General features: G+C 49.9%; 23 protein-coding genes. 7 read left to right on the forward strand and 16 right to left on the reverse strand.

The features are described from left to right. Positions 1-252: 252 nt before the first annotated feature. The gene (locus tag FN001_RS15810; RefSeq protein ID WP_142412479.1) at positions 253-1,701 is read right to left on the reverse strand and encodes a M20 family metallopeptidase; all 1,449 of its coding nucleotides are present in this window, start codon (positions 1,699-1,701) and stop codon (positions 253-255) included. A 438-nt stretch (positions 1,702-2,139) separates the two neighbouring features. Here FN001_RS15810 and FN001_RS15815 point away from each other — a divergent pair, with 438 nt between their 5' ends. Next, on the forward strand, positions 2,140-2,601 hold the full coding sequence (locus FN001_RS15815) for a hypothetical protein (protein WP_118297187.1): 462 nt from the start codon (positions 2,140-2,142) through the stop codon (positions 2,599-2,601). 194 nt (positions 2,602-2,795) lie between these two features. Here the strand turns inward: FN001_RS15815 and FN001_RS15820 are convergent, their stop codons facing one another. The 3 genes from FN001_RS15820 to FN001_RS15830 form a co-directional block, all read right to left on the reverse strand. After that, complete coding sequence (locus FN001_RS15820; protein ID WP_118530954.1) at positions 2,796-3,737, reverse strand: AEC family transporter; 942 nt, start codon at positions 3,735-3,737, stop codon at positions 2,796-2,798. Positions 3,738-4,000: 263 nt separating this feature from the next. After that, the gene (locus FN001_RS15825) at positions 4,001-4,453 is read right to left on the reverse strand and encodes a YwiB family protein (protein WP_182426782.1); all 453 of its coding nucleotides are present in this window, start codon (positions 4,451-4,453) and stop codon (positions 4,001-4,003) included. A gap of 99 nt (positions 4,454-4,552) precedes the next feature. After that, positions 4,553-5,614, reverse strand: a complete 1,062-nt coding sequence (locus FN001_RS15830) for a D-alanine--D-alanine ligase family protein (protein WP_142412480.1) — start codon at positions 5,612-5,614, stop codon at positions 4,553-4,555. A 261-nt stretch (positions 5,615-5,875) separates the two neighbouring features. Here FN001_RS15830 and spoIIR point away from each other — a divergent pair, with 261 nt between their 5' ends. Beyond that, positions 5,876-6,565: a stage II sporulation protein R gene (spoIIR, locus tag FN001_RS15835; RefSeq protein WP_142412481.1), complete on the forward strand. Its 690-nt coding sequence runs from the start codon at positions 5,876-5,878 to the stop codon at positions 6,563-6,565. Between the two features lie 28 nt (positions 6,566-6,593). Here spoIIR and FN001_RS15840 read toward each other — a convergent pair whose 3' ends face one another. From FN001_RS15840 to FN001_RS15860, 5 genes are all read right to left on the reverse strand, one after another. Beyond that, a complete protein-coding gene (locus tag FN001_RS15840) occupies positions 6,594-7,868 on the reverse strand; it encodes a TolC family protein (protein ID WP_142412482.1) in 1,275 nt (424 codons plus the stop codon). Positions 7,869-7,880: 12 nt separating this feature from the next. Then, complete coding sequence (locus FN001_RS15845; protein ID WP_185911969.1) at positions 7,881-9,119, reverse strand: TolC family protein; 1,239 nt, start codon at positions 9,117-9,119, stop codon at positions 7,881-7,883. A 231-nt stretch (positions 9,120-9,350) separates the two neighbouring features. Next, positions 9,351-12,407, reverse strand: a complete 3,057-nt coding sequence (locus FN001_RS15850; RefSeq protein ID WP_142412484.1) for an efflux RND transporter permease subunit — start codon at positions 12,405-12,407, stop codon at positions 9,351-9,353. Positions 12,408-12,422: 15 nt separating this feature from the next. Continuing rightward, complete coding sequence (locus FN001_RS15855; RefSeq protein WP_142412485.1) at positions 12,423-13,565, reverse strand: efflux RND transporter periplasmic adaptor subunit; 1,143 nt, start codon at positions 13,563-13,565, stop codon at positions 12,423-12,425. Between the two features lie 57 nt (positions 13,566-13,622). Further along, positions 13,623-14,285, reverse strand: coding sequence for a TetR/AcrR family transcriptional regulator (locus FN001_RS15860; protein WP_118297196.1), 663 nt, complete (start codon positions 14,283-14,285; stop codon positions 13,623-13,625). Positions 14,286-14,789: 504 nt separating this feature from the next. Here FN001_RS15860 and sufC point away from each other — a divergent pair. The 5 genes from sufC to sufU are packed head-to-tail and all read left to right on the forward strand — an operon-like array spanning position 14,790 to position 19,712. Next, entirely contained in the window at positions 14,790-15,560 is a 771-nt protein-coding gene (sufC, locus tag FN001_RS15865; RefSeq protein WP_142412486.1) for a Fe-S cluster assembly ATPase SufC, read from the forward strand. Next, positions 15,560-16,966, forward strand: coding sequence for a Fe-S cluster assembly protein SufB (sufB, locus tag FN001_RS15870; RefSeq protein ID WP_142412487.1), 1,407 nt, complete (start codon positions 15,560-15,562; stop codon positions 16,964-16,966). Before sufC ends, sufB begins: the two co-directional genes overlap by 1 nt. Beyond that, complete coding sequence (locus FN001_RS15875; protein WP_142412488.1) at positions 16,963-18,060, forward strand: SufB/SufD family protein; 1,098 nt, start codon at positions 16,963-16,965, stop codon at positions 18,058-18,060. Before sufB ends, FN001_RS15875 begins: the two co-directional genes overlap by 4 nt. Next, the gene (locus FN001_RS15880; RefSeq protein ID WP_142412489.1) at positions 18,047-19,261 is read left to right on the forward strand and encodes an aminotransferase class V-fold PLP-dependent enzyme; all 1,215 of its coding nucleotides are present in this window, start codon (positions 18,047-18,049) and stop codon (positions 19,259-19,261) included. Before FN001_RS15875 ends, FN001_RS15880 begins: the two co-directional genes overlap by 14 nt. Next, positions 19,254-19,712 carry a Fe-S cluster assembly sulfur transfer protein SufU gene (gene sufU / locus FN001_RS15885; RefSeq protein WP_142412490.1) on the forward strand — a complete coding sequence of 153 codons (459 nt, stop codon included), beginning with the start codon at positions 19,254-19,256 and terminating at the stop codon, positions 19,710-19,712. The genes FN001_RS15880 and sufU overlap by 8 nt, the downstream gene beginning before the upstream one ends. A gap of 688 nt (positions 19,713-20,400) precedes the next feature. Here the strand turns inward: sufU and FN001_RS18530 are convergent. From FN001_RS18530 to FN001_RS15920, 7 genes are all read right to left on the reverse strand, one after another. Then, the gene (locus FN001_RS18530) at positions 20,401-20,943 is read right to left on the reverse strand and encodes a hypothetical protein (protein WP_243122054.1); all 543 of its coding nucleotides are present in this window, start codon (positions 20,941-20,943) and stop codon (positions 20,401-20,403) included. Positions 20,944-20,981: 38 nt separating this feature from the next. Beyond that, entirely contained in the window at positions 20,982-21,713 is a 732-nt protein-coding gene (locus tag FN001_RS18535; protein WP_243122055.1) for a helix-turn-helix domain-containing protein, read from the reverse strand. Positions 21,714-21,923: 210 nt separating this feature from the next. After that, positions 21,924-22,373: a threonine/serine exporter family protein gene (locus FN001_RS15900; protein WP_118322019.1), complete on the reverse strand. Its 450-nt coding sequence runs from the start codon at positions 22,371-22,373 to the stop codon at positions 21,924-21,926. Next, on the reverse strand, positions 22,370-23,170 hold the full coding sequence (locus FN001_RS15905; protein WP_243122056.1) for a threonine/serine exporter family protein: 801 nt from the start codon (positions 23,168-23,170) through the stop codon (positions 22,370-22,372). The genes FN001_RS15900 and FN001_RS15905 overlap by 4 nt, the downstream gene beginning before the upstream one ends. 63 nt (positions 23,171-23,233) lie before the next feature. Next, the gene (locus FN001_RS15910) at positions 23,234-24,196 is read right to left on the reverse strand and encodes a TlpA disulfide reductase family protein (RefSeq protein ID WP_142412491.1); all 963 of its coding nucleotides are present in this window, start codon (positions 24,194-24,196) and stop codon (positions 23,234-23,236) included. After that, entirely contained in the window at positions 24,193-25,086 is an 894-nt protein-coding gene (locus FN001_RS15915) for a 4Fe-4S binding protein (protein WP_142412492.1), read from the reverse strand. The genes FN001_RS15910 and FN001_RS15915 overlap by 4 nt, the downstream gene beginning before the upstream one ends. Continuing rightward, the gene (locus FN001_RS15920; RefSeq protein WP_118322016.1) at positions 25,079-25,225 is read right to left on the reverse strand and encodes a CD1871A family CXXC motif-containing protein; all 147 of its coding nucleotides are present in this window, start codon (positions 25,223-25,225) and stop codon (positions 25,079-25,081) included. The genes FN001_RS15915 and FN001_RS15920 overlap by 8 nt, the downstream gene beginning before the upstream one ends. Between the last annotated feature and the right edge of the window lie 42 nt (positions 25,226-25,267).

The following is a 25,267-nucleotide window of genomic DNA, read 5'->3' on the forward strand; positions in this document are numbered from 1 at the left end:
ACGGAAAGGTAATTTTTTGTATAACAATCGACGCGCACCCGCATAGCGGGTGGTTTATTGTTTCGCCCATCTCCATTTTTCGGATCAGCGAAAAACTCCAATGGGCTCAACAGACTAAAGTCCATAATAAAAAACGGGGAGAAGTTCCATTTTACGGAACTTCTCCCCACTTTTTATGTACGATTACAATGCGTCATTCCTTTCACGTTCGCCGAAAAGATCTATTCACGCTCAATCGCATCCATCAATTTTTTACATCTTCATTCCAATCGCTCTCGGCTTGCAGCCGTCCGGGATCGGGCAGTGATAGGTGTCGCCATCCAGCTCCTCCTCCATCTCCGCTTTCGCCTTCGCGATGATCTCCGGATCCTCATACATATCGATCGCTGCGCCTGCCATTGCCTTCGCCGCGTAGATCAGTCCCTTGTGTGCCAGTCCGCTCTTGCCCTGGGAAACGACCTGCCAGGAGTGGCCCGGTGTTCCAGCCGCCCATGTAGCAACGTAGGCCTGGGCAGTCGGGCAGTTCCAGCTCACATCACCAACGTCCGTGGAACCGAAGGACATGATTCCGTCCGGGTTGAATGGAGCGACAAAGCGGTACATGCTCTCGCCCTTATGAGAAAGGACTTCCGCCTTAGCTGCTTTGTCCTTGCAGTTCTTTGCGATCTTTTCTAAGGACTCAAAACGGCTGTCGCCAACGCCCTCACTGATGGCTTTGGCAAACTTCATCTCCTCTTCCGTGTACTCCGGAGCGCCAAGCTCCACAAGATTGTCCCAGAGTTCCTTCGCGATCACCTTGTTGCTCATGAGGTTCGAGCAGCCCTTTACGAAATCGATTTCCACACGGGTCTCTGTCATATGGGCAGCACCCTCAGCGATCTTGTTGACACGCTGATAGATTTCCTCCACCTGACTGTTCTTCGGGGCACGGATCAGATACAGAACTTCCGCGTAAGGCTGTACAACGTTCGGGGAGTATCCGCCGGTGTTTGTGATCGCATAATGGATTCTCGCCTCCGGAACCACATGCTCTCTTAAGAACTGTACACCCATGTTCATAAGCTCCAGCGCATCAAGGGCGCTTCGTCCAAGATGCGGTGCTCCGCCTGCGTGGGCGCTCTTTCCATAGAATTTATACGCTACCTGATAGTTGGCGAGGGAGCTTCCCGTATCGGCCTGCGTTAAATCTCCCGGATGCCATGTGATCGCGGCGTCAAGGTTTGCGAACACTCCGCCTTTCGCCATAAATGCCTTTCCGGATCCGCCTTCCTCACCCGGGCAGCCAAAATAGATCACGGTTCCCGGTTTTCCGCTTTCTTCCAGATATTTTTTGATTCCGATCGCCGCGGAGAGGGACGCTGTGCCGAGCATGTTATGTCCGCAGCCGTGTCCGCTGGCGCCATCATGCACAACGATCTTCTCGGTAGCTCCCGCTTCCTGATCCAGTCCGGACAGGGCATCGAACTCGCCTAAGATACCGATCACAGGTTTTCCGGAACCAAACGTGCCCTTAAATGCTGTCTTTACGTCCGCAAGACCTGTCTCAACTGTAAAACCTTCTGCTTTCAGAACATCGCAGAGGATCTTCATCGACTTTTCTTCCGTGAAGGCAGTCTCCGCGCAGCCCCAGATCTCGTCGCTGGCGGTAAAGATCTCGCTGGATTTCTTATCAATTTCTTCCCAAGCTGTCTGTTTTCCCATCTCCATATCACCTTTCTTGTACATGATTTCCGGCTGTTGTCCACGCTGCCCTTTCCTTTTCCGATCAGGCAGCTCTCAAAATTTAATTTTCGAGTTGTTCTGAATTTTTATATGAATCCCAACCAGTTATCAATAATTATACTATCGCATCCGTCAATGCGCAACCTTTTTCATGTTTTGTGCCTAAAGTAAATGTATCATTTCGGATGTTCACAAATTTTCCCTCTATTTATTTTGGTTTTCTCAGCTTTCCCTGCCGCACATATTTTCTGTTCTGACTGCGCGAAGAGGGGTGGAATTTAATTTTGCAGGTGGGGCTTCTTACTGTTGGCACATCCTCTTCTTGAAAACTGCTTGCGCTTTTATACCTGCGATGGTATAATTTACTGGTAATGCCCTGTGATACAGGGCGAACGTGAACACACTGGAGGTATCCACATGAACTGGAGTATCGTAGCAAATGTCATTCTTGTCATTCTCCTGATCCTTGTCGTTGTCCTCGCTGTGCTCTACTTCCTCGGCCGTAAAATGGAAAAACGCCAGGTAGAACAGCAGAGCGCGATCGATGCCGCTAAACAGACCGTAAGTCTGATGGCGATCGACAAGAAAAAGTTGAAAATAAAAGAGGCCGGACTCCCGCCGATCGTTTATGAGCAGACTCCATGGTATGCAAAGCGGATGAAGGTTCCGGTAGTAAAAGCAAAGATCGGCACAAAGATCATGACCATGATCGCCGATGAGAAAGTTTTCCTTCAGCTCCCGTTAAAGACTGAGGTCAAAGTTGTGATCAGCGGTCTCTACATCACAGAGATCAAATCCGTTCCGCGCGGAGGACTGATCCCGCTTCCGAAAAAGAAAACTCTCGGTCAGCGTATCAAAGGAATTTTCAAAAAAGACTAAATCGACAAGAACAGACGAAACAAAAGATCCGCTCACGGAATGGCTGGACAAGCCATCCGATGGGCGGATCTTTTTCTATCTGCCGGCTTCTTCCTTCCCCTGCCTTTCAGACATACCGACAGCAAAATACCCGGTGAGACACGAGCGTAAAAAGCTCATGTTTCATCGGGTATTTCATACATCTTATCATTTACTTAGATCAGTCCTACCGACTTCATAAAGAAGATCCACAGGAATAATGTAAACATGGACACCGCCGTACTGATCACGACAAACTGTCCGGCGAGTTCTCCGTCTCCGCCCATGTTCTGGGCCATCGGATAGGAAGCCGCAGCGACCGGTGTCGCGTAGACTGCGATCAGAAGGAATAACTCAAGACCACGAAGGCCAAATGCGTATGCGATCGCAATAATGATCGCCGGAAGAAAAAACAGCTTGCAGGTAAGCGTCGGAACCAGGTACTTGAGGTTCTTCCGGATCGCACGGAACTGCAGCGTTCCGCCGAGTACATAGATCGCCAGTGGGGAAGTCATATTGGAAAATGCTGCGATCGGAGTCACAAGACTTCCCGGAAGCTTGATCCCAAGGAAAAAGAAGATCAGTCCGACAACCGCACCCTGCAGCAACGGGTTTGTCACCACCGCCTTCAGGGTCTTTTTGATATCCGATTTTCCCTCTCCGTTGAACATCTCAAGAATAAACACGGAAGTCGTGTTGTAGATCGATACGACAACGGTTACCATCATCGCGGCGATAGATGCCGCGGAGTCTCCGAATACTGCGATCGTGAGCGGGAGTCCGAACAATACGAAGTTGCTTCGGAAGATTGCCTGAATGATAACGCCTCTTCTCGGGTTCTCCTTTACGATCTTCGGAACGATCACGATCAGGATCGCCTCCACGATCAGGATGCTGGCACCTGTAAAGATCAGCAGCAGCGGACGCGGCAGAGATTCCGCATCCGCCTTATAGATATTGTAGAAAGTCATGAACGGATAAAATACCCGGAAAACCATCTGGTTCAGCTTCTGCAGAAATTCTTCCGATACAACACCTTTGATCTTCATCGTGTATCCAAGAGCCAGATAACAGAAAAACGGGATGACTGCGTTGACCGCGACTAAAAAACTCTCCATACCTCTTTTGAATCCTCTCACAGCCGGACTGTACTGTTGGATCTGCGAGCATACAGATCGCTAGTCAGCTGCGCCCTTTCTTATTTAATTATGTGAACAGCCCGGATCTCATCTTCCGCGCCGTTCCATCCGCTATAGCTGCAACCCCCATTTTCTTTCCGGTCCGGCACGATGCCAGAATACTGGACCGCTGTGCAAACCGCAATGTGCAAAGAACTTCTTTTCAGGAAATTCCCATCCGTGAAAAGTAACAAGTAACATTCTTAGTCTTTTACCACGATTCCCAGAACCTCATCCTTTTTTGAAGATGCCAGGATCTCCGTACTGCAGTCAAATGCGTACTGCCCGTTCATCTCCATCGAATATTTGATCTTCAGAAGGATTGATTCCTCGTCCTCCGCAATCTCGAGAAACGAAGTTGTGATCCCCATCAGAAACAGTCCCATCGGAGTCCGGTAATTTGCCGTCGTCCGTTTTCCCGGCTCAAAGATCATGTGGCTGTCCACAAGTCCCCTTTTTGTCACTTCGATCCGGTTTTCCATGATCTTCACCGTATTGTGGGTCGGCTCCCCCGTCTCGTCAAGCGATTCATCGTAGATGAAATACTGCTTGCCGTTCTTCTCATAATACGTCCCCGGGGTGATCATCTCGACCGTGTCCTCCTCCTCACCGATCGTCTGAGTTCCCCGGACACGGACAAGAATATCCTTTGTCATATAAAACTCCCCTGATATATTGTTTTCGCAGATCTCACCATGATCCGGAATCGTCTGCGTGACTGATAACATCTGGACTTTCTGAATGATCCAGTCGTTTTATCTCTCGTATCTCTTAAAAGCATGGTTGATCAGATCATCGATCAGCTGCTTCTTATTTACGCCTCTTGCCTCCCATAACATCGGGTACATACTGATGGCGGTGAAGCCCGGAAGCGTGTTGATCTCATTGAATACGACCGTTCCGTCTGCCTTCACAAAGAAATCCACGCGGGATAAGCCGTAGCCGTCCACCGCATTGAAGATCTTGACCGCCGCCTCACGGACGCGCTCGGTTGCTCCGTTCGGAAGTTCCGGATCAACAACCGTCTTAGACTCTGCATTGTAATACTTTGCATCAAAATCATAGAACTCAGCCGCAGCCAGAATCTCACCGACTCCAGATGCCTTAGTGGAAGCGCCGTCACCGAATACGCCGCACTCGATCTCACGGCCGACGATCATCTCCTCGACAAGCATTCTGCGGTCATTTGCTGCTGCTTCCTTTAAGCCTGCGATCAACTCTTCCCTGTTATCCGCGCGGGTCACGCCTCTGGAAGAACCTGCATTTGACGGTTTTACGAATACCGGATACGGGATCTCTTTCTCGATCTTTGCGACAATAGCATCCATATCCTTTAACTCTTCCTTCAATACCGGAACATATGCCGCCTGGCAGATTCCGAGTCCGTTTACCATGCGCTTTGTGGAAAGCTTATCCATGGAGACTGCGGAAGCGAGAACGCCGCAGCCGACATACGGGATCTTCGCAAGTTCCAGGATTCCCTGAACCGTTCCGTCTTCCCCGTAAAGTCCGTGAAGGACCGGGAATACAACATCAACCGGAACTTTCTCGAATTTTCCGTTTTCTGTGACAATGAGACATTTCTCCTTTGCGTCCGGGGACAGGACTGCGCCCGCCTTTGCCTCTCTCCAGGTATCGTCCTTGATCTGAGCTAAAGAATCTACCTTTAACCAGTGACCCTCCTCTGTGATTCCGACAAGGATGACGTTATATTTCTCCTGATCGATGTTTGCTGCCACATTCTGTACAGACATACAGGATACCACATGTTCTGATGACTGTCCGCCAAACAGGACAACGATATTTTTCTTTTCCATGATGATTTGATTCCTCTCTGCTTTTCTAATAAATTTCTAAAAATCCCGGTCAGCGCCTGTGCACCCGAATGTGTTTTCAGATGTACAGGCACTGGACGGGCAGTTTTCTCATGTTATCGTTTAGATTATAGCACAACTGGGAATAATTACAAATAGGAAATAAAAGCAATTCTGAAGCGGAAAAATTCACGTTACTTTTCACGGGTAGGAATTTTCTGTTCAGAAAATATATGTTTATAAAAGTAAAAAGAAGGGCGTGTCATGAATCGAACCAACCAATTTTCCCTCTCCATTTTATGTTTTTTCATCTGTTTTCTCCTCGCCATGTCCGGGATCCGGGCACGGGATGAGGCGCTGGCTGCGGATATTGCCCCGAAAATCCTGCGTTTTCATGTCCTCGCGAATAGCGATTCCGCCAGAGATCAGGCATTAAAGCTCTACATAAAGGATCTTCTGCTGGAAAAGATCCGGGACGATGCCGCCGTAAAGCAGATCGCCGGAAAAGAGGAACTGAAATCATATATTCTTTCTGAATCTTCCACACTGGAAGCCGCCGCAGAAGACTTTATCCACAGTTTCGGGTATGATTACGGTGTACGTGTGGGGATCGAGACCTGCAGGTTTCCGGTGCGCACCTACGGGGACATGACATTTCCCGCCGGAATGTATGAAGCCGTCCGGGTGACCATCGGAAACGGTGCCGGACACAACTTCTGGTGCGTCCTGTATCCATCCCTATGCTACACGGACAGCATTCATGCATCAATGCCGGAAGGATCGAAGGAGACGTTGAAAAGCCTGATCCCGGAGAACGATTATGAAGCGTTGCTGCGCTCCAGACCACAACGCTCGCCGTCTGATGAGGAATCGTCTGCAAAAAAAAGTGAGCAGGAAACTCTTTCCCTACCCACTGTAAAGATCCGTTTCCGGATCGCCGAACTGTTTTCATAAAGGACGGCCTTCTTTGGCCGCTCCCGGATTACTGGCTGAGCTTTAAATTTCCTTTTACCGCCCAGTCATAGGTCTCCATCGCCTGAAACAGCGCGAGATCACCTGTTTTCACTGCGATCTCCTTTGTCTTTAAGGCGTTCTGCTGCTGCATATACTCAAGACGTCCGATGGTCCCTAACTGCCATTTTCTCTCGGCAGTCTCCATCTTCGTCTTTTCCAGCTCGTAAGCTGCCTTTGCGGTCTGGAGCTCGTTCCTCTTCTGGAGAACATCGTTATAGAGATTTACGAGGGAGGAGGAGACTTCTTCCTTCTCCTGCTTGATCGTGCGCTGTAAATTCTGGTACTCGACGGAGCCTGCGTCCTTGTTGTCGAGGTCCAGCACGTTGTATCGGATCGTAAAGTTATTGTCCTGCGCCGCCTGTTTGTCCTTCTCCGGGTTCATTCCGTCGATCCTTGTAAGATCTGCCGCCGGAACATCCCTGATCTCCGGCACTGCGTCGTACTTCCAGCCGAGCATCGTGCAGAGTGTCTGGCGAAGCTTCTGCTCATTCGCCGTCAGTGTCAGCTTTGTCGCCTGAGTAGACTCCAGCTGCTGTCTTGCGGAAAGAACCTGGCTCTGGGTCGCAAGGCCGTTGGCCGCCTGATTCTGGGTCGACTGATAAACTGCGGCCAGAAGCGTAAGACCGCTCTCTAAACTCTCCTCATTAAGCAGCAGCTGCTTATAACCGATCATGGCACTCTGGGCGCCGGCCTCCAGCGCTGCACGGTTCGCATCGATCACCTTGATATGCATCTGCTCCGGGGAGATCTGGGTCAGACTGTCACCCATTAAAAGTACCTGCTCCGCCTGATAGTCCAGGAGCTCGGAATTGTAAACCAACTGGGCATACGTCGTCGGAGCCGTCGGGAGCATGCCGATCAGGTCCTTCATCTGGTCTGTCATCCCGTTCATCTGATCCGCGGCATCCAGGATCGATGCCGATTTGTCTGATAACTGGGATTTCAATTTTGCAACATCCTTGGACGCATCCTTTTTGTCGGAATAAGTCTCCTTCAACGTCTTAAACGTCGGGCTGTACACCTCAACAAGCTTCCCGATCTCGTCATATTCCAGCACATTATCCGCGAGCTTCTTCATCGTCGCATCATCGTACTCATTTCCCGGCTGGGATACAAATCCATTCTCATCCGCGACTCCAGTCGCCTCGACCGCCTTTGTCTTTGCAAACGAAGTCACAGGCGCTGCCGCAAGCGCAAGCGCAAGTGCCGCCGGGATCACACGTCCTGTCAAATTTCTTTTCATTCTGCTTCTCCTTTAGCTCTGTGATGAGGAACCGATATCAAGAAGTCCCTCAAGCGCCCACTGATAATTTTCGATCGCTCCTGTGAGGTCCAGCTTCGCCGCCGTGTGGGATGCTTCACTGGAAAGCCATGCAGACTCTGCCTGAAGGTATTCCTGACGGCTCAACATCCCCAGCTCATTCTTCCGGTCAGCAGCCGCTTTATCGGCCTTTGCCGCCTCATAGAGCGTTTCCGATGCCTCATAGGCTTTCTGTTTCTGTTTCAGGTCCTTATACATAAGATCCAGAGAAGAACGGACGGAATCTTCCTGATCCTTGATATTTCTTGCCTTCGTGACTGCTCCGCCCGCCGATTTGGAACTCGTCATCCTTGTATCATACAGAGTGTAGTTCATCTCGATGGCCTTCGCCTCATCCTTCTTCGGATCAAAGGACGCGATCACGGAAAGATCCGGCTCCGGAACCTTCGCGATCTCCGGATCAGCGTTGTAATCCCAGCCCAACATTGTGATCAGCGTCTGTTTCTGGGTATTGAGGCCGGACGCTGCCTGAAGAGCACTTCCGTTCGCGGAATTCAGTGCGTCCTCCACGGTCAGAACATCCTCCTTCGACATCATTCCAAGATCCTTTTTCTTTAACGCCGCCTCGTAATTCTGCTTTGCGATCTCCTGATTTAAAAGGGCGATCTCATACTGGTCCTTTAAGGTCTCATAGGTCCGCATTGCTTCCCTCGCGGTTTTTGTCTTCTCATTTCTCGTGATGCGGAGTCCGCGGAGTGCAGAGGAACCACCGGCTCCCTTTCCCTTTGCGGTATCCTCCAGCTGCTGCGCGTATGCCCGCAGAGCATGCATATTTGCTTTATATCCTTTATACACATCGCGGGATACTGTCTCGTCATACTGAACATCATTCGCATCCCGCTCCATTTCATCCGCCTCCACGCGCAGATCCGCCGCCATCGCTGACATCTGATCCTTCGTAAGACCCGTGGATCCGCCCGGATTGTAATAATACTTCTGCAGCTGGTTCTGATAATCGGTATCGTAGCGCTCAATGAGTCCGGGGAGTTCCCAGTATTCCAGCGTGTTGTCCTTAAACTTTTCAAGCGCTGCTTCGTCATATTCTGTGACCGCGACGTCCTTCGTCGCAGCTAACGCAGGAATTCCGGTATCCGCTGCCGCCAGGGAAAAACTTCCCATAAAAACGGCTGAGAGCACGGTCAGACCTGCCTTTTTCCATTTATTTCGTCTCATAGGTTTCCCTCCATCTATGAGCATAACGATTTCATCACAGAAACGCAATAACGTTTCTCTTACATTTTCTTTCTAAATACGGCAATCCGGTGGCAATTTTTATCCCCTGGCTGCCGCCTCCAAAAGCAGGAAGCCCCGCAGAGCGTTCCGCATTCCGTCTGACTGCCTCCCGACCGGGCAGCGTCCGTCTCTTGCAGGCTCTGCAGGGATCCGCTTTCAATGTTCAAAGCTTTAATCTACGTCAATGATCTCTTTTTTATCCTGATTCTTTCCGCTCATGATCACATAGAAGACCGGAAGAACAAGAAGTGCCATCGCTGTAGAGACGATCAGTCCACCGACATCCACAAGGGCGAGTCCCTGCATCGTCTTACCGGCATTTCCGTAAGCCGCCGCCATCGGGATCATTGCCACGATCGTCGTGAGTGTTGTCATGAACATCGGGCGCATACGGGTCGCACCGGCTTCAATGACCGCCTCCTTAAAGTCCATCGTTGCCCGGTACTGGTTCGCCGTATCGACGTACAAAATACCGTTGTTTACTACCGTTCCGACTAACATTAAGAAGCCTAACAGGGAAGTCATGCTGATCGGGCAGTCCACTAACCATAAGAACAGGAAGGAACCGATCAGGGCGAACGGGATCGTTGTCATCACCATGATGGAGAACTTCGGTGACTCGAACTGTGCAGCCATTACAATAAATACAAGGAATACGGCTGTGGCGATCGCCTGTCCCAGGGACGCAAACTCTTCGTTCATCATCTTTGTGGATGTGTTTTCCTGCATGGAGATCGTGCCGGATAAGTACTTATCGATGACCTCCTTCTGGATCTTATCCTTCGTGGTGCTGTCCGCTCCCTCTGTCAGCGTACCGGTGATCGTCACCTGATACTGCTTATCACTCTTTGTGATACTCTGCGGGCTGTCCTTGAAGCCGATATCCGCGATATCCATAAGGGCTACGGATCCGCCGGTCGCTGTCGGAAGAACGATTCCCTGGAGCTTATCGATCGTATCGTACTCATCATCCGCGTACTCAACCTTTACATCGATATCATTTCCGTCAACATTCAGGGTCGTTGCCGTCGTTCCGCTGACCATCATGTATACCTGGGAAGCAACGGCGGTCGGGGAAAGTCCCTCCGCTGCCGCCTTGACCGGATCCACATTGATCTTTACAAGTGGAGCGCTGTTTTCAAGGGAAGAGTGGATGTTTGTCGCATCCGGGCGCTTCTGGAGCTCGGAAACGATCTCATCCGATACTTTCTTTAAGTCATCGTACTGTGTGCTGACAAGAACATATTCGAGATCCTCCGCATTTCCCATGGACATCCCACTGCCCAGAGAGCTCTGGCTTTCCAGACTGACCGAACAATCCGACCATTTCTGCATATCGCGTTTCCATTCCTTGAGCACCTGATCCGTCTTTCTGCTTCTGTCATCCTTTAAATATGCCGTCAGGGTCGCTCCGCTTCCGCCCATATTCATGGAAAGTCCGGAACTTCCGTAGGAGAGCATGTAGGAATCAAGATCCGGATCCTGAGTCACATAGTCTTCTGCTCTCTGGAGAATCTTATCGACCTCCTCGATCTTAAGACCCGGCTGGGTCTCGATCGTCACCGCGATCGTTCCCTGATCATCTGCCGGCATAAGCTCTGTCTTTAACTTTGTCGCAAGGAACAGGGAGAAGATCACAAGCACAACGGCGGTTCCCATGACCATCGCTTTTTTCTTTAAAAGCTTCTCCATCAGGGAACGGTATCCGTTCTGCAGAGCTCTCATGATGCCGGAGGCCGGGGTATTTTCCTTCTCCTTCGGACGGTAGTACACGTAGCAGAGCGGTACAAGCGTCATCGCGGAGATCAGGGACGCGATCATACAGAATACGATCGTGAAGCCCAACGGCTTGAACATCTGTCCGCTCATTCCGGAGATCAGGGCTAACGGGATAAATACGACACAGGTCGTAGCGGTACCGCCGATAATGGATTCCAGAACGGCTGCCGTACCATCGATCGCGGCTTTTCTCGTTTCAACAAAGCCGCCGCCCTTATCCGTAAAACGGAAGCAGCTTTCCAGAACTACGATCGAGTTATCGACCATCATTCCGACGCCGAGAACCAGACTCGACAGGGTGATGACGTTTAACGTAAAGCCCATGGTCTTCATGAGGATGAGGGCCGCTAAAATTGATACCGGGATGGAGGTTCCAACGATCAGGGATGCCTTGATATCCCCGAAGAACAGCCAGATGATGAGCATCGCGATAATGACTGCCATGATCATGGTCTGGAATACGCTTTTTAAGGAATCGCTGATCTGATCACTGTAATCGTTGACAACAACATACTCCAGAGACGGATCCTGTGCTTTTAACGTTTCCATTGTCTCCTGGACTGCCTTGGAAACGGTAATGTGGTCGCTGTCCTGATTTTTCTTGACGCCGATCGTCATCGTGTCCTTGCCGTCGTAACGTCCGATACTGTCCTTCGCCTCAACGGTATTGTAGATATTGGCAACATCTTCCATATAGATGATGTTTCCGTTGCCCAGTGTGATCGGGATCTTCTTTAAAAGCTCCATCGTGTCAAAGGATGTTCCGGATGTCACGGAAAGATCCTTGTTTCCAACGGAGGTACTTCCGATCGGCATGGAAAAGTCCGCAGACTTTAAAGCCGCAATAATGGTATTCATGTTTACATGATACTGGCTTAATTTTTCCGGGATCAGCTCCGCCTTGATGTAAGCCTCCTGGCCACCGGATACATCGACACTGGCTACGGAGGTCAGCTTTTCGATCTCCGGAACGATATCGTCATTTACGTAGTTATAGAGGTTATCCACGCTGTCATTGTTGACCGCGAGGGTGATGGACGGCGTACTGTTGATATCCATCTCGATGATCGTCGGGGTATCGACATCATCCGGGAGATCCGACTTGATCCCATCCAGCTTTTTCTTTAAGTCATCGTAAGCTTTATCGATATCCTGGTCATAGTCATACTGGACCAGGACCATTCCGAAGTTTTCCGAAGACATGCTGGTGACGGAATCGACACCGGAAAGCGTTCCGATCTCATCCTCTATCTTACTGATCACAAGCTGATCCACGTCATCCGGGCTTGCTCCCGGGTAGACCGCGCTGACGATCAGCATCGGCATATCCATTTCCGGGATCAGCTCAAGCTGGGATGAAAAGATCGAGCTGAGACCGAATACGATCAGGCAGAGCACAACAAGAACGGTTGTGACCGGCCGTTTTAAGACCTTTTTGGTAAGTCCCATGTTCCTTGTGCCTCCTTATTTTGCTGCCGTTTCCGCGGCTTCTGTAGTCTCTTCTGCTGTTGTCTCACTGCTGTCGGCTGTCGTTTCCGCACTGTCATCACTGCCCTGAATATTTACCGCGGCGCCGTCATAAAGCTCCTTGGACCAGCTTGTGATGACCTCGTCGTCGTAGGAAAGTCCGGAAACGATCTGAATCTTGTCAGAATCGATGAGTCCGTCTTCCACCGGAGTCTTTTTCGCCGTTGCTGTCGCGGCATCATATGTATAGACGTAGGCGTCTCCATTGCTGTAGTTCACACAATCTGCCGGAACGACCATGACGTTGTCCGCCTTCTCTGCTGTCACATAAACCTTTACCATCGTTCCGCTGGCAAGTCCGTCCGCGTCACCCAGGGTCGCTTTCACCTTGAAGAGTCCTGTGGACGCGTCCACCATGCTGCCGATCTCAGAGATCGCGCCGCTGTAGTCCGTTCCGTTCTTCTCCACTGTCACAGGATCACCGATATTTAATCCCTTCATGACACGCTCCGACACGTTGAAGGTCAGTGTTTTTCCGCCTGCACCGGATACAACGCCTGCGACAGAACCGCCCGCAGACATATCATGTACCTGCACGCCAAACTGTTCTAAGACGCCGGTGATCGGCGCGGTAACGACCGTGTTCTCGCTCTGGGTATCATAGTTTAATTTTGCGGAATCATACTGGAGCTTCGCCATGGACAGACCGCTTACCGCCTGCTCGTAGGCCTGAGCGGAAATATCCCCGCTCTCGTAGAGCGCCTTCATCCTGTTTACAGATGTCTGGGCATCATTTAAGGATACCTGAGTCGTATTTAACGTGATCCTTGCCGCGTCTAACTGCTTGTTGTCGATGCGGAACAGCTTCTGTCCCTTCTGTACGGTATCGCCCTGATTTACATAAACCTCCAGTACTTCTCCGCTTCCCTTCGGGATAATGTATACCTGATCTGCCGGTTCCACGGTACCTGTCAGTCCTGTGGAAAGTTCAATATTTCCTGTTTCCGGTGTCTGGACGACGACGGTCGGGTTCGGAACGGCCTCGATCGGCTCTTCTTTTTTCGTAAATCTTGTGAACATCAGGACTCCAAATGCGCCGACGCATACAAGTCCGATTACGATCTTACCTGCTTTCTTCATGGTTCCTCCTCATTTTCTGCAACATGCTGCTGTGGTACGACTCCGGTTGTTCTGTTTTTATGAACGTCCCTCGTCTGTTTTCTTCCTGCTGCCCTCTGTTTTATATCCACATATGCCATAATGGAGCATATGGATATGACGTTTGTAATATTCGGAAGCTTCCGTTCTCGACTCACCGTCCCGGAAAAAACGTTTGAGTGACATGATGAATACGATCATGTGCATCTCGATCAGCTCGAAAAACTCCTGATGATCCAGATCACATTTCTCTTTGTTGACATGTTCATACAACAGTTTTAAAAATTTCCGGTTTGCCTCCATCGCCTCCGGGTTCGAATCCGGTCCGCCTTTGAATAATTCTACCAGTCTTGCGCTGTTGACCAGGTTGTGAAAGATCGCAGACAACCCTGAATCCTCAAGCCGGTCCATCCCGAGATCAAAGATCTGCTCCAGGACCTCCCATAGGTCTCCGCCGTTTTCGTCCAGCATCGTGATGTACGATGTAAAATGCTGTTCCGCCTGGTTGCAGATCAGCCATTTTAACAGATCCTGTTTATCTTCAAAATATGTGTAAAAGCTTCCTCTCGATATATCCGCGTCATGAACGATCCGGTTGATCGACACTTCCTCCGGAGTTACCCTCATAAATTCCTTTGCCGCTGCAGCCCGAATTGCTTCGATCTTTTCCTTCGGAAGCCGCATAAACCGTTCGGTCGGCATAATTCCATCTCCCCTCTTCTATAAAAACGGGTTCAAAAAGTGACAACCCGTCACCATTATAGTGACACCCTGTCATTCTGTCAATATCTGTTTTTCCAGTTTATAATGATTTTATATTTTCGTAAGGTTTGCAAAATTTCTGTATAGAAACTCCTGCCTCCGGTCCGATCCCGTCTGTGATTTCCGCTGTTTTGCTCAGCCTACCATGCCCATGTTTCAGAATTGTTTTCCGATTGTTGCAGTTTCATGAATCCTGCAGATTTTCCCGGAAATATCGGATTGTACAGGAATAAATACCAATTCATAGCATGTTTGTAGGAATTGCTTCTTGCATATTTTTCTCAATACAGGTATAATATCATTGCATCACCTAGTAAGCGACTAGGTTTAGTCCCGGCAGACGGAACGTATCCCGGAGATCAGCTCCGGTGCCGGTTCATATCTGTCCGGAAATTGCTGAAACTTACATTTTTACCTTATATAAAATACATGGAGGAATCCGATATGTCAGAACCATTATTAAATGTAAAAAATCTCTCCGTGGATGTGGAAGAGAAATCCATTCTTCACGGGATCAACTTAACGATCAACAAAGGCGAGACCCACGTACTCATGGGACCGAACGGTGCCGGAAAATCCACACTCGGCTGCACCCTGATGGGGAACCCGAACTATCATGTGACAGACGGTGAGATCTTCTTCGGAGGCGAGAACATCACGAAAGAAGCCGCTGACAAGCGTGCAAAGCTCGGCATGTTCCTCTCCTTCCAGAATCCGCTTGAAGTTCCGGGAATCTCCCTCTCCAACTTCATCCGCAGCGCTCTCTCCGCAAGAACCGGAAAGAATGTCCGCATCTGGGATTTCAATAAAGAACTCCAGAAAGCGATGGAGGTCCTCGATATGGATCCGTCCTATGGTTTCCGTGATCTGAACGTCGGTTTCTCCGGCGGTGAGAAGAAGAAAGCCGAGATCTTACAGCTTCTCCTCTTAAATCCGTCCCTGGCGATCCTCGATGAGACAGACTCCGGTCTTGATGTCGATGCGGTCCGCACTGTTTCCAAGGGAATCGAGGAATACCAGAAGAGCAAGGACGGCGCCCTTCTCATCATCACCCACAGCACCAGAATTCTCGAATCTCTCCATGTGGACAAGACCCATGTCCTCGTCGATGGACATCTTGTCGCAGAGGGTGACGGCTCTCTCGTCGATGAGATCAACGAGAACGGCTTCGAACAGTTTATCGCTTCCGCGAACGAGAAGGGAGAGAACAACTAATGAAGGAAAAGACGTATGTTGAGGACGTTGACCGCAACATGTACGACTTCCGCAATGAGGAAAAAGATGCGTACCGCATCAGATCCGGTCTTACCGAGGACATTGTGGAAAAGATCTCCGAGGAGAAACATGACCCGGAGTGGATGCATGATTTCCGGTTAAATTCCTTAAAAGTATATAATGAAATGAAGGTTCCGGACTGGGGCCCGTCCATCGAAGGCTTAAATATGGACAACATCGCGACCTACGTCCGTGCCAACACAAAGATGAAAGGGGACTGGTCCGAGGTCCCGGAGGAGATCAAGGATACCTTTGAAAAGCTCGGGATCCCGCAGGCGGAGCGCACCTCTCTCGCAGGCGTCGGTGCCCAGTATGACTCCGAGCTCGTCTACCACAACGTCCGCAAGGAAGTTGCGGAGCAGGGCGTCATCTACACAGATATGGAGAGCGCCCTGACCGGCGAATACGCCGATATGGTAAAAGAACACTTCATGAAGCTCGTGACGCCTCATGACCACAAATTTGCCGCTCTGCACGGTGCGGTATGGTCCGGCGGCTCCTTCGTCTATGTTCCGAAGGGAGTTTCCGTTGAGATCCCGCTGCAGTCCTACTTCCGTTTAAATGCCGCAGGTGCCGGACAGTTTGAGCACACCCTGATCATCGTCGATGAGGGTGCATCCTTACATTTCATCGAGGGATGTTCCGCTCCGAAGTACAATGTGGCCAATCTTCACGCCGGATGCGTTGAGCTTTATGTCGGAAAGAATGCGAAGCTCCGCTACTCTACGATCGAGAACTGGTCGAAAAATATGTACAACTTAAACACAAAGCGGGCGAAGGTCGAGGAGGGCGGAGTCATCGAGTGGGTATCCGGTTCCTTCGGTTCCCATGTTTCTTACCTCTACCCGATGAGCGTGTTAAACGGTGAGGGCGCAAGATCCGAATTTACCGGGATCACATTCGCCGGTAAGGGACAGAACCTCGATACTGGATGTAAGGTGGTCCACAACGCTCCGAAGACTTCTTCCTATGTAAATACGAGATCGATCTCCAAGGACGGCGGGATCAGCACCTTCCGAAGCTCCGTTGTCGTATCCGCAAAGGCAAAGGGCAGCAAATCCGCTGTTTCCTGCCAGTCCCTGATGCTCGACGATATCTCCCGCTCCGACACGATCCCGGCGATGGATATCCGCACAAAGGATGCCGACGTCGGACACGAGGCAAAGATCGGACGCATCAGCGACGATGCCGTCTTCTATCTGATGTCCCGCGGAATCTCCGAGGAGGACGCGAGAGCCCTGATCGTCAGCGGCTTCGCAGACAATGTTTCAAAGGAGCTTCCGCTTGAATACGCGGTGGAGATGAACAATCTGATCCACCTGGAAATGAAAGGAAGTATTGGATGATGGAGAATATGAAGATCAACCAGCTCCCTTCAAAGACATGGAACTGGCTCAAAATGAATGAAACCGCGATCTCCGGGATCACTGTATCCGGAGCGCATGAAATAAAAGCTGAGATCCCGGCGGGGATCTCAAAAACAAACTGCCCTGCCGGACTTCCGGATCAGTTCCGGGAGGTCGCAGGCGGAATGGGACCGGATATGGATGTTCTCGTCAGAGAGTCCGCAGCCGGTGCCGTCCTGCTCTCGACGGATGGAGACCTCGCAGAGACACCGGTGCGCATCGGCTTCACATACGGCGCTTCCGAGCACAGCTTAAATACGTTCGGAATCTTCGCAAAAGAAGGAAGTAAGATGACCGTCATCATGGATATGGCGGCTGAGGCCGACGATGCTTCGGGTGCAGACCACACTGCTCTCTCCGGCGTCCAGACAAAACTGATCCTCGAAAAAGATGCCGAAGTGACTCTCGTCCAGATCATCCGCAATGACAATGCAAAAACCGTCTTAAACGACATCGGTGCGAAGGTTGCTGACGGAGCAAAATTCTCCGTGATCCACCTCTTCCTCTCCGGTGATCATGTATACAACGGCTGTAAGGCAGATCTCGTCGGCAAAAAGAGTACGTTCACCGCGGACATCGCCTACACGGTCGGAAACGATGCAGTCCTTGATATGAACTACGTCGCTCTCCACGAAGGAAAGAAATCCGTCAGCGAGATCAAGACCGACGGCGTGCTTCATGAAAATTCGAAGAAACTCTTCCGCGGAACGATCGACTTTAAGAAAGGCGCGGCAGGCGCTGTCGGAAACGAGAAAGAGGACGTTCTTCTTCTCGACGATGACGTTGTAAACCAGACGATTCCGCTGATCCTCTGCGCGGAGGAAGATGTCGAAGGAAACCACGGTGCAACGATCGGAAAGCTCGACGATGACATGGTCTTCTATCTGGAAAGCCGCGGCATGGAGCTTCCAAAGATCTACAAGATGATGGCGAAGGCACGGATCGACGCCGTTCTCCGTCTGGTACCTGATGAAAAGACAAAGGCAGATGTTGCCTCTTATTTAGAAAGTGAGGCCACCAATGGACGTATCTAAGATCCGGGAAGATTTCCCGCTTCTCAAAAACCGTGACATCATTTACCTGGACAATGCGGCAACTTCCCAGAAGCCCGCAGCTGTCCTGGATGCTGAAAAGCGGTTTTATGAGAAATACAATGCAAACCCGTTCCGCGGTCTCTATGAGCTGAGCGAAGAAGCAACGGAATGTTATGAAGAAGCAAGAAAAACGGTCGCTGATTTTCTCCACGCATCCTGTCCGGAAGAGATCATTTTCACGAGAAATGCGACTGAGAGCTTGAATCTCGCCGCTTACACACTCTCCGAGTACCTGTTAAAACCGGGTGACGAGATCATTGTCAGCATCATGGAACATCACAGCAACATTCTTCCATGGCAGCAGGCCGCAAAGCGTTACGGTGCGACCGTGAAATACCTGGAATGCGACATGGACGGCACGATCCCGGCAGAGCGCCTCGAGAACATGATCACCCCGCACACAAAGATCGCGGCGATCACCCAGATTTCCAACGTGCTCGGATGCAAGAATGACTTAAAGACCTTCGCTGAGATCTGCCACCGCCACGGTGTGATCCTGGTCGGCGACGGCGCACAGAGCGTTCCGCACATCAAAGTCGATGTCCAGGACCTCGGAGTCGATTTTCTCTCCTTCTCCGGACATAAGATGCTGGCTCCGATGGGGATCGGCGCTCTCTACGGAAAGAAAGAGCTGTTAGAGCAGCTCCCGCCATTTCTCACCGGCGGCGAGATGATCGAATCCGTCACAAGAGAAGGTGCTGTCTGGGCAGAAGTTCCGCATAAATTTGAGGCGGGAACCGTCAATGCCGGCGGCGCTTATGCACTTGCCGAGGCGATCCGCTACATGAACACGATCGGTTTTGATGCGATCGAGGAACAGGAAAACAAGCTCACAAGGATCGCTTATGAGGGCATGACAAAGATCCCGGGGATCCGTGTTCTCGGAAGTTCCGATCCAGACAATCATCACGGGATCCTCTCCTTCGCCGTTGACGGGGTTCATCCGCATGATGTCGCTGAGATCTTAAATGCCGATAATATCTGCGTCCGCGCCGGTCATCACTGCGCGCAGCCGCTCTTACAGTACCTTGGGACCGCCTCTACGACCCGTGTGAGTCTCGCATTCTACAATACCGAGGATGAGATCCGGGCGTTCCTCACAAGTCTTGGCGGATTAAGGAGAAAAATGGGATATGAGTAATACATTTTATAATGAAATTTTAATCGAGCACAACCTTCATCCGACCCACAAGCATGATCTGCCGGATGCAAATCTTGTCCTTGAGGGCGTAAACCCGAGCTGCGGCGATGATATCTGGCTGAAATTAAAAGTTGAAAACGATGAGATCGTTGACGGGGCGTTCGTCGGGGATGGCTGCGCCATCTCCCAGGCTTCCGCAGATATGATGTTAGATTTGATCATTGGAAGGAAAAAGGATGAGGCGCTACGCCTCGCAAACCTGTTTCTTGAGATGATCAAAGGAACTGCAAAGGGCGATGAGCTGGAACCTCTGGAGGAAGCTTCCATCTTACAGGATGTATCCCATATGCCGGCGCGGGTCAAGTGCGCGGTGCTGGGCTGGCATACGATGGAGGAGATGTTTAAGAAGGCAGCTGAAGGGAAAATGATTCCAGACAGCTATTCCAAGTAGGTATTTTCGGCACCGAAAATACCGTAAAATAATGTCTTGGATGCGGATTTTGCCGATTTAGGATGCGAAGCATCGGCAAAATCCCGTTACTGTTTACGCAAAGCGTAAGCAGTAACGCCGGGAATGTCGGTGATGACGGAAAATAAATAAAGACTTGAATTCAATTTCCCAATATGCTACACTATAAATACAAAAGGGAAAGTCAGATACATGTGGCCTACCCTTCATAGTTTAGTTTGTTACATTGTAACAGCCGTCACTATTGCAGTAGTGGCGGCTATTTTCTTTTTCCGAAGATTGTGTAACACAATCCAACGAGAGCGACAATGAAGATACCTATCTGGATTAAATCCGAATATGTAACGTACATTGGCATCGCCCTCCTTTCTTTCGTCTGGAGGGTTAGTCCCTCCGAAACCGGAGGGCAGGCCGCCTTTCATGTATTCTGTTACTTAAATGAAAAACTAAATTCCGGGCATGGATCTCCCCTGTAAATTGCAGAACTAAATTCCATTTTATTCCTTAACAACTTCATATATTTGCCTTATAATGGATTTATAAGCACCCAGTCTTTGCGTTTTTGGACATGCCAACAGGGCATCTGAAAATAGTGTGCAGGACTAAATTCCACATGCCTCATGTGCAAGACTAAATTCTGGTGCAGTGAAATCTGCCTGTGCTTATCTACTTATTTTATCAGATCTGGGCAGACCATAACGTCATCAGGTGCAATTGAAACCAATCCTAATGCGTCATGCAGCTTATTGTCCAGGAGTAAAAGAGATAGTTCATATGGGCTGTGCCCATTAAGACTGTCTCTTTTTTCATTGTTGATATGGTTCATCATTAACTGGACCTTTTTATCATTTAGATCTGCGAACGAATTCCCTTTCTGAATGATATATCGGATATATTCATGGTTCTTTTCACATGCTCCTTTTTGCCAGAAACTGTACGGATCACAGTAAAACACCACCGTACTTGGCGAGCCATCACAGAAAGTTTCCATTTCTTCCCTGGCAGAGAATTCACTTCCGCCATCTGTAAGAATTATTGGAAACAATCGTTTGAAAGACTCCTGACCGAGGATTTTTTCAAGATGTGTCAGCACTTTCAGTACACACTCCCGGTCTTGATGTTCCAAGAGGAACATCAGCATGAGATTGCAGTTCCTGAATGTTAAAGTCAGCAGTGTTTTTCCTTCTCCTTTTTTACCTTCAACGCAATCCATTTCAACCACGTTCGTACCAGGATGTTCTTTCAGATATTTTAGGAAATCTTCGTAATTATGACCCTGACGGTAACTACGGTCCCGGGCACTGCTCTTTGTAGCTTTTTACGTTTTTTATAACGTACAGAGCGTCTTAAATCACCATTGCGGACATCAAATACACACGCATCAATGTAAGAGTAAAGGGTTCTTCTGGAGCATCCTAACTCTTCTGCATGAGTAGCGTATATATGGTTGATTGACTGATGTTTTTCCTTAACCAGCGGAACCAGCAGATCATTCATTGTCTGAATGCTTTCAGGTGTTTGATTGATACCAGCTCTGCATTCCACAAGAAGACTGCGATATTCATCGTGAGCATACTTTGAGGAATAAAATTTCCTCGGCATAAGGCAATGTCCCTTTTTTCCACATCCATTGCACACATAAGGCGGTTTCCGAAGTTTTTCGCACGTTGGTGTTTCGTACTGCGGGCAGAAATCAATACAGCGTTTGGAAGGTCTATTGCAGACTTTACAGAGGGTTCCGCACTGTTCTTCGCATAGACAGATCATCTTGCAGCCTTTTCTGTTCGTGCAGGGTGGATTTGTATAACCTGCATCCGGACGTTCTTTTTCGTGAGAGTGGCGCCGCACCTCTTTGGATACAGTGGAAGGATCTTTACCGATGAGTTTTGCAATCTCAGCAAAACTCTTATTCTCGGTAAGCCCTTTTTCAATATCCACACGCTGCTCAAATGTTAAATGTTTCTGATTGCCTTGTTTTCTCATTTGTCACTCCAATCTGCACAGGCAGGCAATCAGCTGCATGTACATTATATAGAGCAATAGGCGTGGCAATCAATAGCGCAAATATATATGCAAGACTAAATTCAAGACATATGGAATTAACTCTTGCATTCTGGAATTTAGTATTGCATTTAACTCATGTATTCTGCTTTCCCACATCACTATTATATATCGCGAACATTTGTTCGCCAATCACTTTCTCTTTATAACATGCACAAGCGCTTCGATCGGCCGCCTTAACGACGTAACGATCATGATTCCGGCCGCAAGCGCAACCGCAAGCCCGATGGCTTTCTGGGCCTTCAGGATGAACTCCGGAGCATCATGGCGGAGCGCCGCATCCATCGCATAGTACAGCGAACCTCCCGGGATCAGCGGAATGACCGTCGGCATCAAAATCGTCGTCGCCGGTGTCTTCAGAACTCTCGCCCAGATCTCCGAGTAGATCGTGATCAAAATCGCAACCACGAAAAATCCCAGATATTCATTATCCACAAAATGCAGAAACGCCAGATAAACTGCCCAAAAGACAGCGCCGCCGATAGACGGGATCCAGAGCCTCTGCCCCCGGATGTTATAAATGATAGAAAATCCCAGGGAACCAAAAAACGCCGTGATAACGGACATCACATTCTGAATCATAACATCCCTCCAAGAAGCATTTTAGACATGATAAACCCGACCGCCACACAGACCGCCGTGATCATCGCCTCCGAGAAATGAAGAAGTCCGCTGATCATGTCCCCGCTGATAAAATCCCTGAACGAGTTCGTCATCAGAACACCCGGGATCAGCAGCATGATATTTCCGATCATGATCATCTCCACATGCCTCCCAAGTCCGATATAGCATACGAGAATACACGCGATGCCGGAGATCAGGGAGCAGAGGATATTTGAGAAGATCGCCTTCATATGGATCGCCGCGAACGCGTACAACGTCACCCGGATCAGCGCCCCCACAAACAGCGACGCAAATCCGTCCCAGAGATTCCCCCCGAAAAATACCGCAAACGCCCCCGCAGTCATCGCATAGACCGCGCACTGCACCGCCGGGGAATAGGTCGGCCCCTTCAATATCTTCTCGTACTCCCGGTCGATCACCTCAAAGGACGGCTGTGTCGCGCAGATCCGTCTGGAAAGATCATTCAGCCGGTCAAGCTTCCACATGTCCGTCCCGTAGCTCAGAATTCTACGCGTCTGCGTGATCCACTGCCGCTCCTTCGTCTCCAGCGTCACGATAATACATGAAGCGATGGAGAAAATATGGCTCTGCCGGATCCCGTACGCATTGCAGATCCTCTGGATCGTGTCCTCCACACGGCTGATCTCCGCCCCACTCACCAAAAGCTGCTCCCCAATATTGATCGCGCAGGTCAGCACCTCTTCCCCCGTCATCAGGTCCGCCGCCTGTGTGCCTGTTTTCTGGTCTGTCTGCACCTTTTTTCACCTTTTCCATTCAAATGTTTTCCTGGAAATCATGTTTCCATTCCCTGACTTTTATTATACGGGGCGGGGATTTCTTTTACAAGTAGCAAGTGCCTGCTCGATCAGGGCATTAAGCGCCTTCGTCTGCTCCGGGGATGTGACCGCGCCTACGATCGGCTGTCCCACGATGTTCCCGTTCTGATCAACGACATAGGTCGTTGGGAATGCATACAGTCCGGCGGTAAAACGACCGGCATCGCTATCGGAGTCAAACCAGAGATTCTGATAGGCTGCTCCCTTTTTTGACAGGATCTCCTTCGCCTCGGCAATCGCACCCTCATCGCCGTCCAGCGTAAATGCATTGATTCCTACGACCGCACCGCCCTTTTGCGCCAGCTCCTGATTCAGCGCATCCAGATCCGCAAGCTCTCCGACACAGGGCTTGCAGGTCGTAAACCAGAAATTCACGACGGTTACGGTATTGCCGGAAAAGAGTTCACTGCTGTTTACCTCCTTGCCATCGAGATCCTTTCCCTGAAAGTCCGGGAACTTTTCCTGACTGCTCTCAGCACTTCCTGCCGCAGCACTCTCACCTTCCCCCGGCATCTTGACGCAATCCGGATATTTCTCCTCCAGAGCCATCAGCTTTTCCTCGATCTCCCGGATCTGTCCCGCTCCGTCATTCAGAATTTTCAACTCATTTGTTGTAAATTGATCCTTTGCAGCTTCGATCGCCTTCAGAAGAAAATCACCGTAATTATTATTGTCTCCACTTACCACCTGGTCTTTATCGATTGTCAGGAACAGCTTTTCCCAGAGCGTTGCATTGGCTGACTGAATTTCCTCCTCCTTCTGCATCAGCTTTTGATACAGATCTGCTGCTTCTTTGGCATCTCCCGGCTCCGCGGACAGTAACGTCCCGCTCTCTGATGTCTGCCCGGAGGCAGTTTCCCTGTTATTTTTTGCTTCCCCGCACGCTGTGAGGCCAAATGCCAGCACAAGAATGAGCAGGAACATTGTCATATTTGATCGTTTCATTTCATTTCTCCATTTCTATTTGAGTCGGACGCAAAACTGTAGCAAAAGCTGACGGCGTCCGTGGGACAGGCATTGATACACTTTCCGCATCGGATACATTCCGTGTGATTGGGTGAGCTTGTGACATCAACATCCATCTGACAGACTCTTCTGCATGCTCCGCAAGAGATGCATCTATGTTCATCCACATTGATCCCCAGCAGGGATACCTTGTTCATCAGCGCATAAAACGCACCGAGGGGACAGATCCATTTGCAGAACGGCCGATAAAACAGCACACTTAGAACGAAAACTCCGATCAGGATCATAAGCTTTCCGGTAAACAGATGTCCCAATGCCGACCGAATCCCCGGATTAACAACTGACAAAGGAATTGCCCCCTCTAAAACTCCCTGCGGGCAGAGATACTTGCAAAAGAATGGGTCTCCCATTCCCACATCATTTACAACAAGCGCCGGCAGTGCGATCACAGTAAAAAACAGCACGGCATATTTAAGATAAGTCAGGGGCTTAAGTCTTTCCGTAGACAGCTTTTTCCCCGGAATTTTGTGAAGAAGATCCTGCAGCCAGCCAAAGGGGCACAGAAATCCGCATATGAAGCGCCCTAAAAGGACACCAAACAGGATCAGAAATCCTGTTACATAATAGGAAAAGCTGAATTTCGATGAGCCGACCACCGCCTGAAAGGAACCGATCGGACATGCCCCGGCTGCCGCCGGACAGGAATAGCAGTTCAGCCCCGGCACGCAGACTGCCTTTGCCTTTCCCTGATAGATCCCGCCTTTGAAAAAATTCGGCAGGTGAGGGTTCGTAAGAAGCGCCGCCGCTGCCTGGATCCAGCCGCGAAACCGGCTCAGTATCTTTGATATGATATGTTTTCTGTTATCCAATTCCTACACACTCCAAACACAGCCTGATCGCCTTACTTAACACGGTATCCGCCTCTCCCCGCATCACGCCGACGCACAGCATGACCATACCGGCGATCAACAGAGCTCCTTGAAAAAATGCCTTTTTTGTTCGCAACAATCTCTTCTCTCCTTCTCCTTTGATATCCTATTGTCTCCCTGT

Source organism: Clostridium sp. Marseille-P7770, assembly GCF_902143525.1.
Taxonomy (GTDB): domain Bacteria; phylum Bacillota; class Clostridia; order Lachnospirales; family Lachnospiraceae; genus Pilosibacter.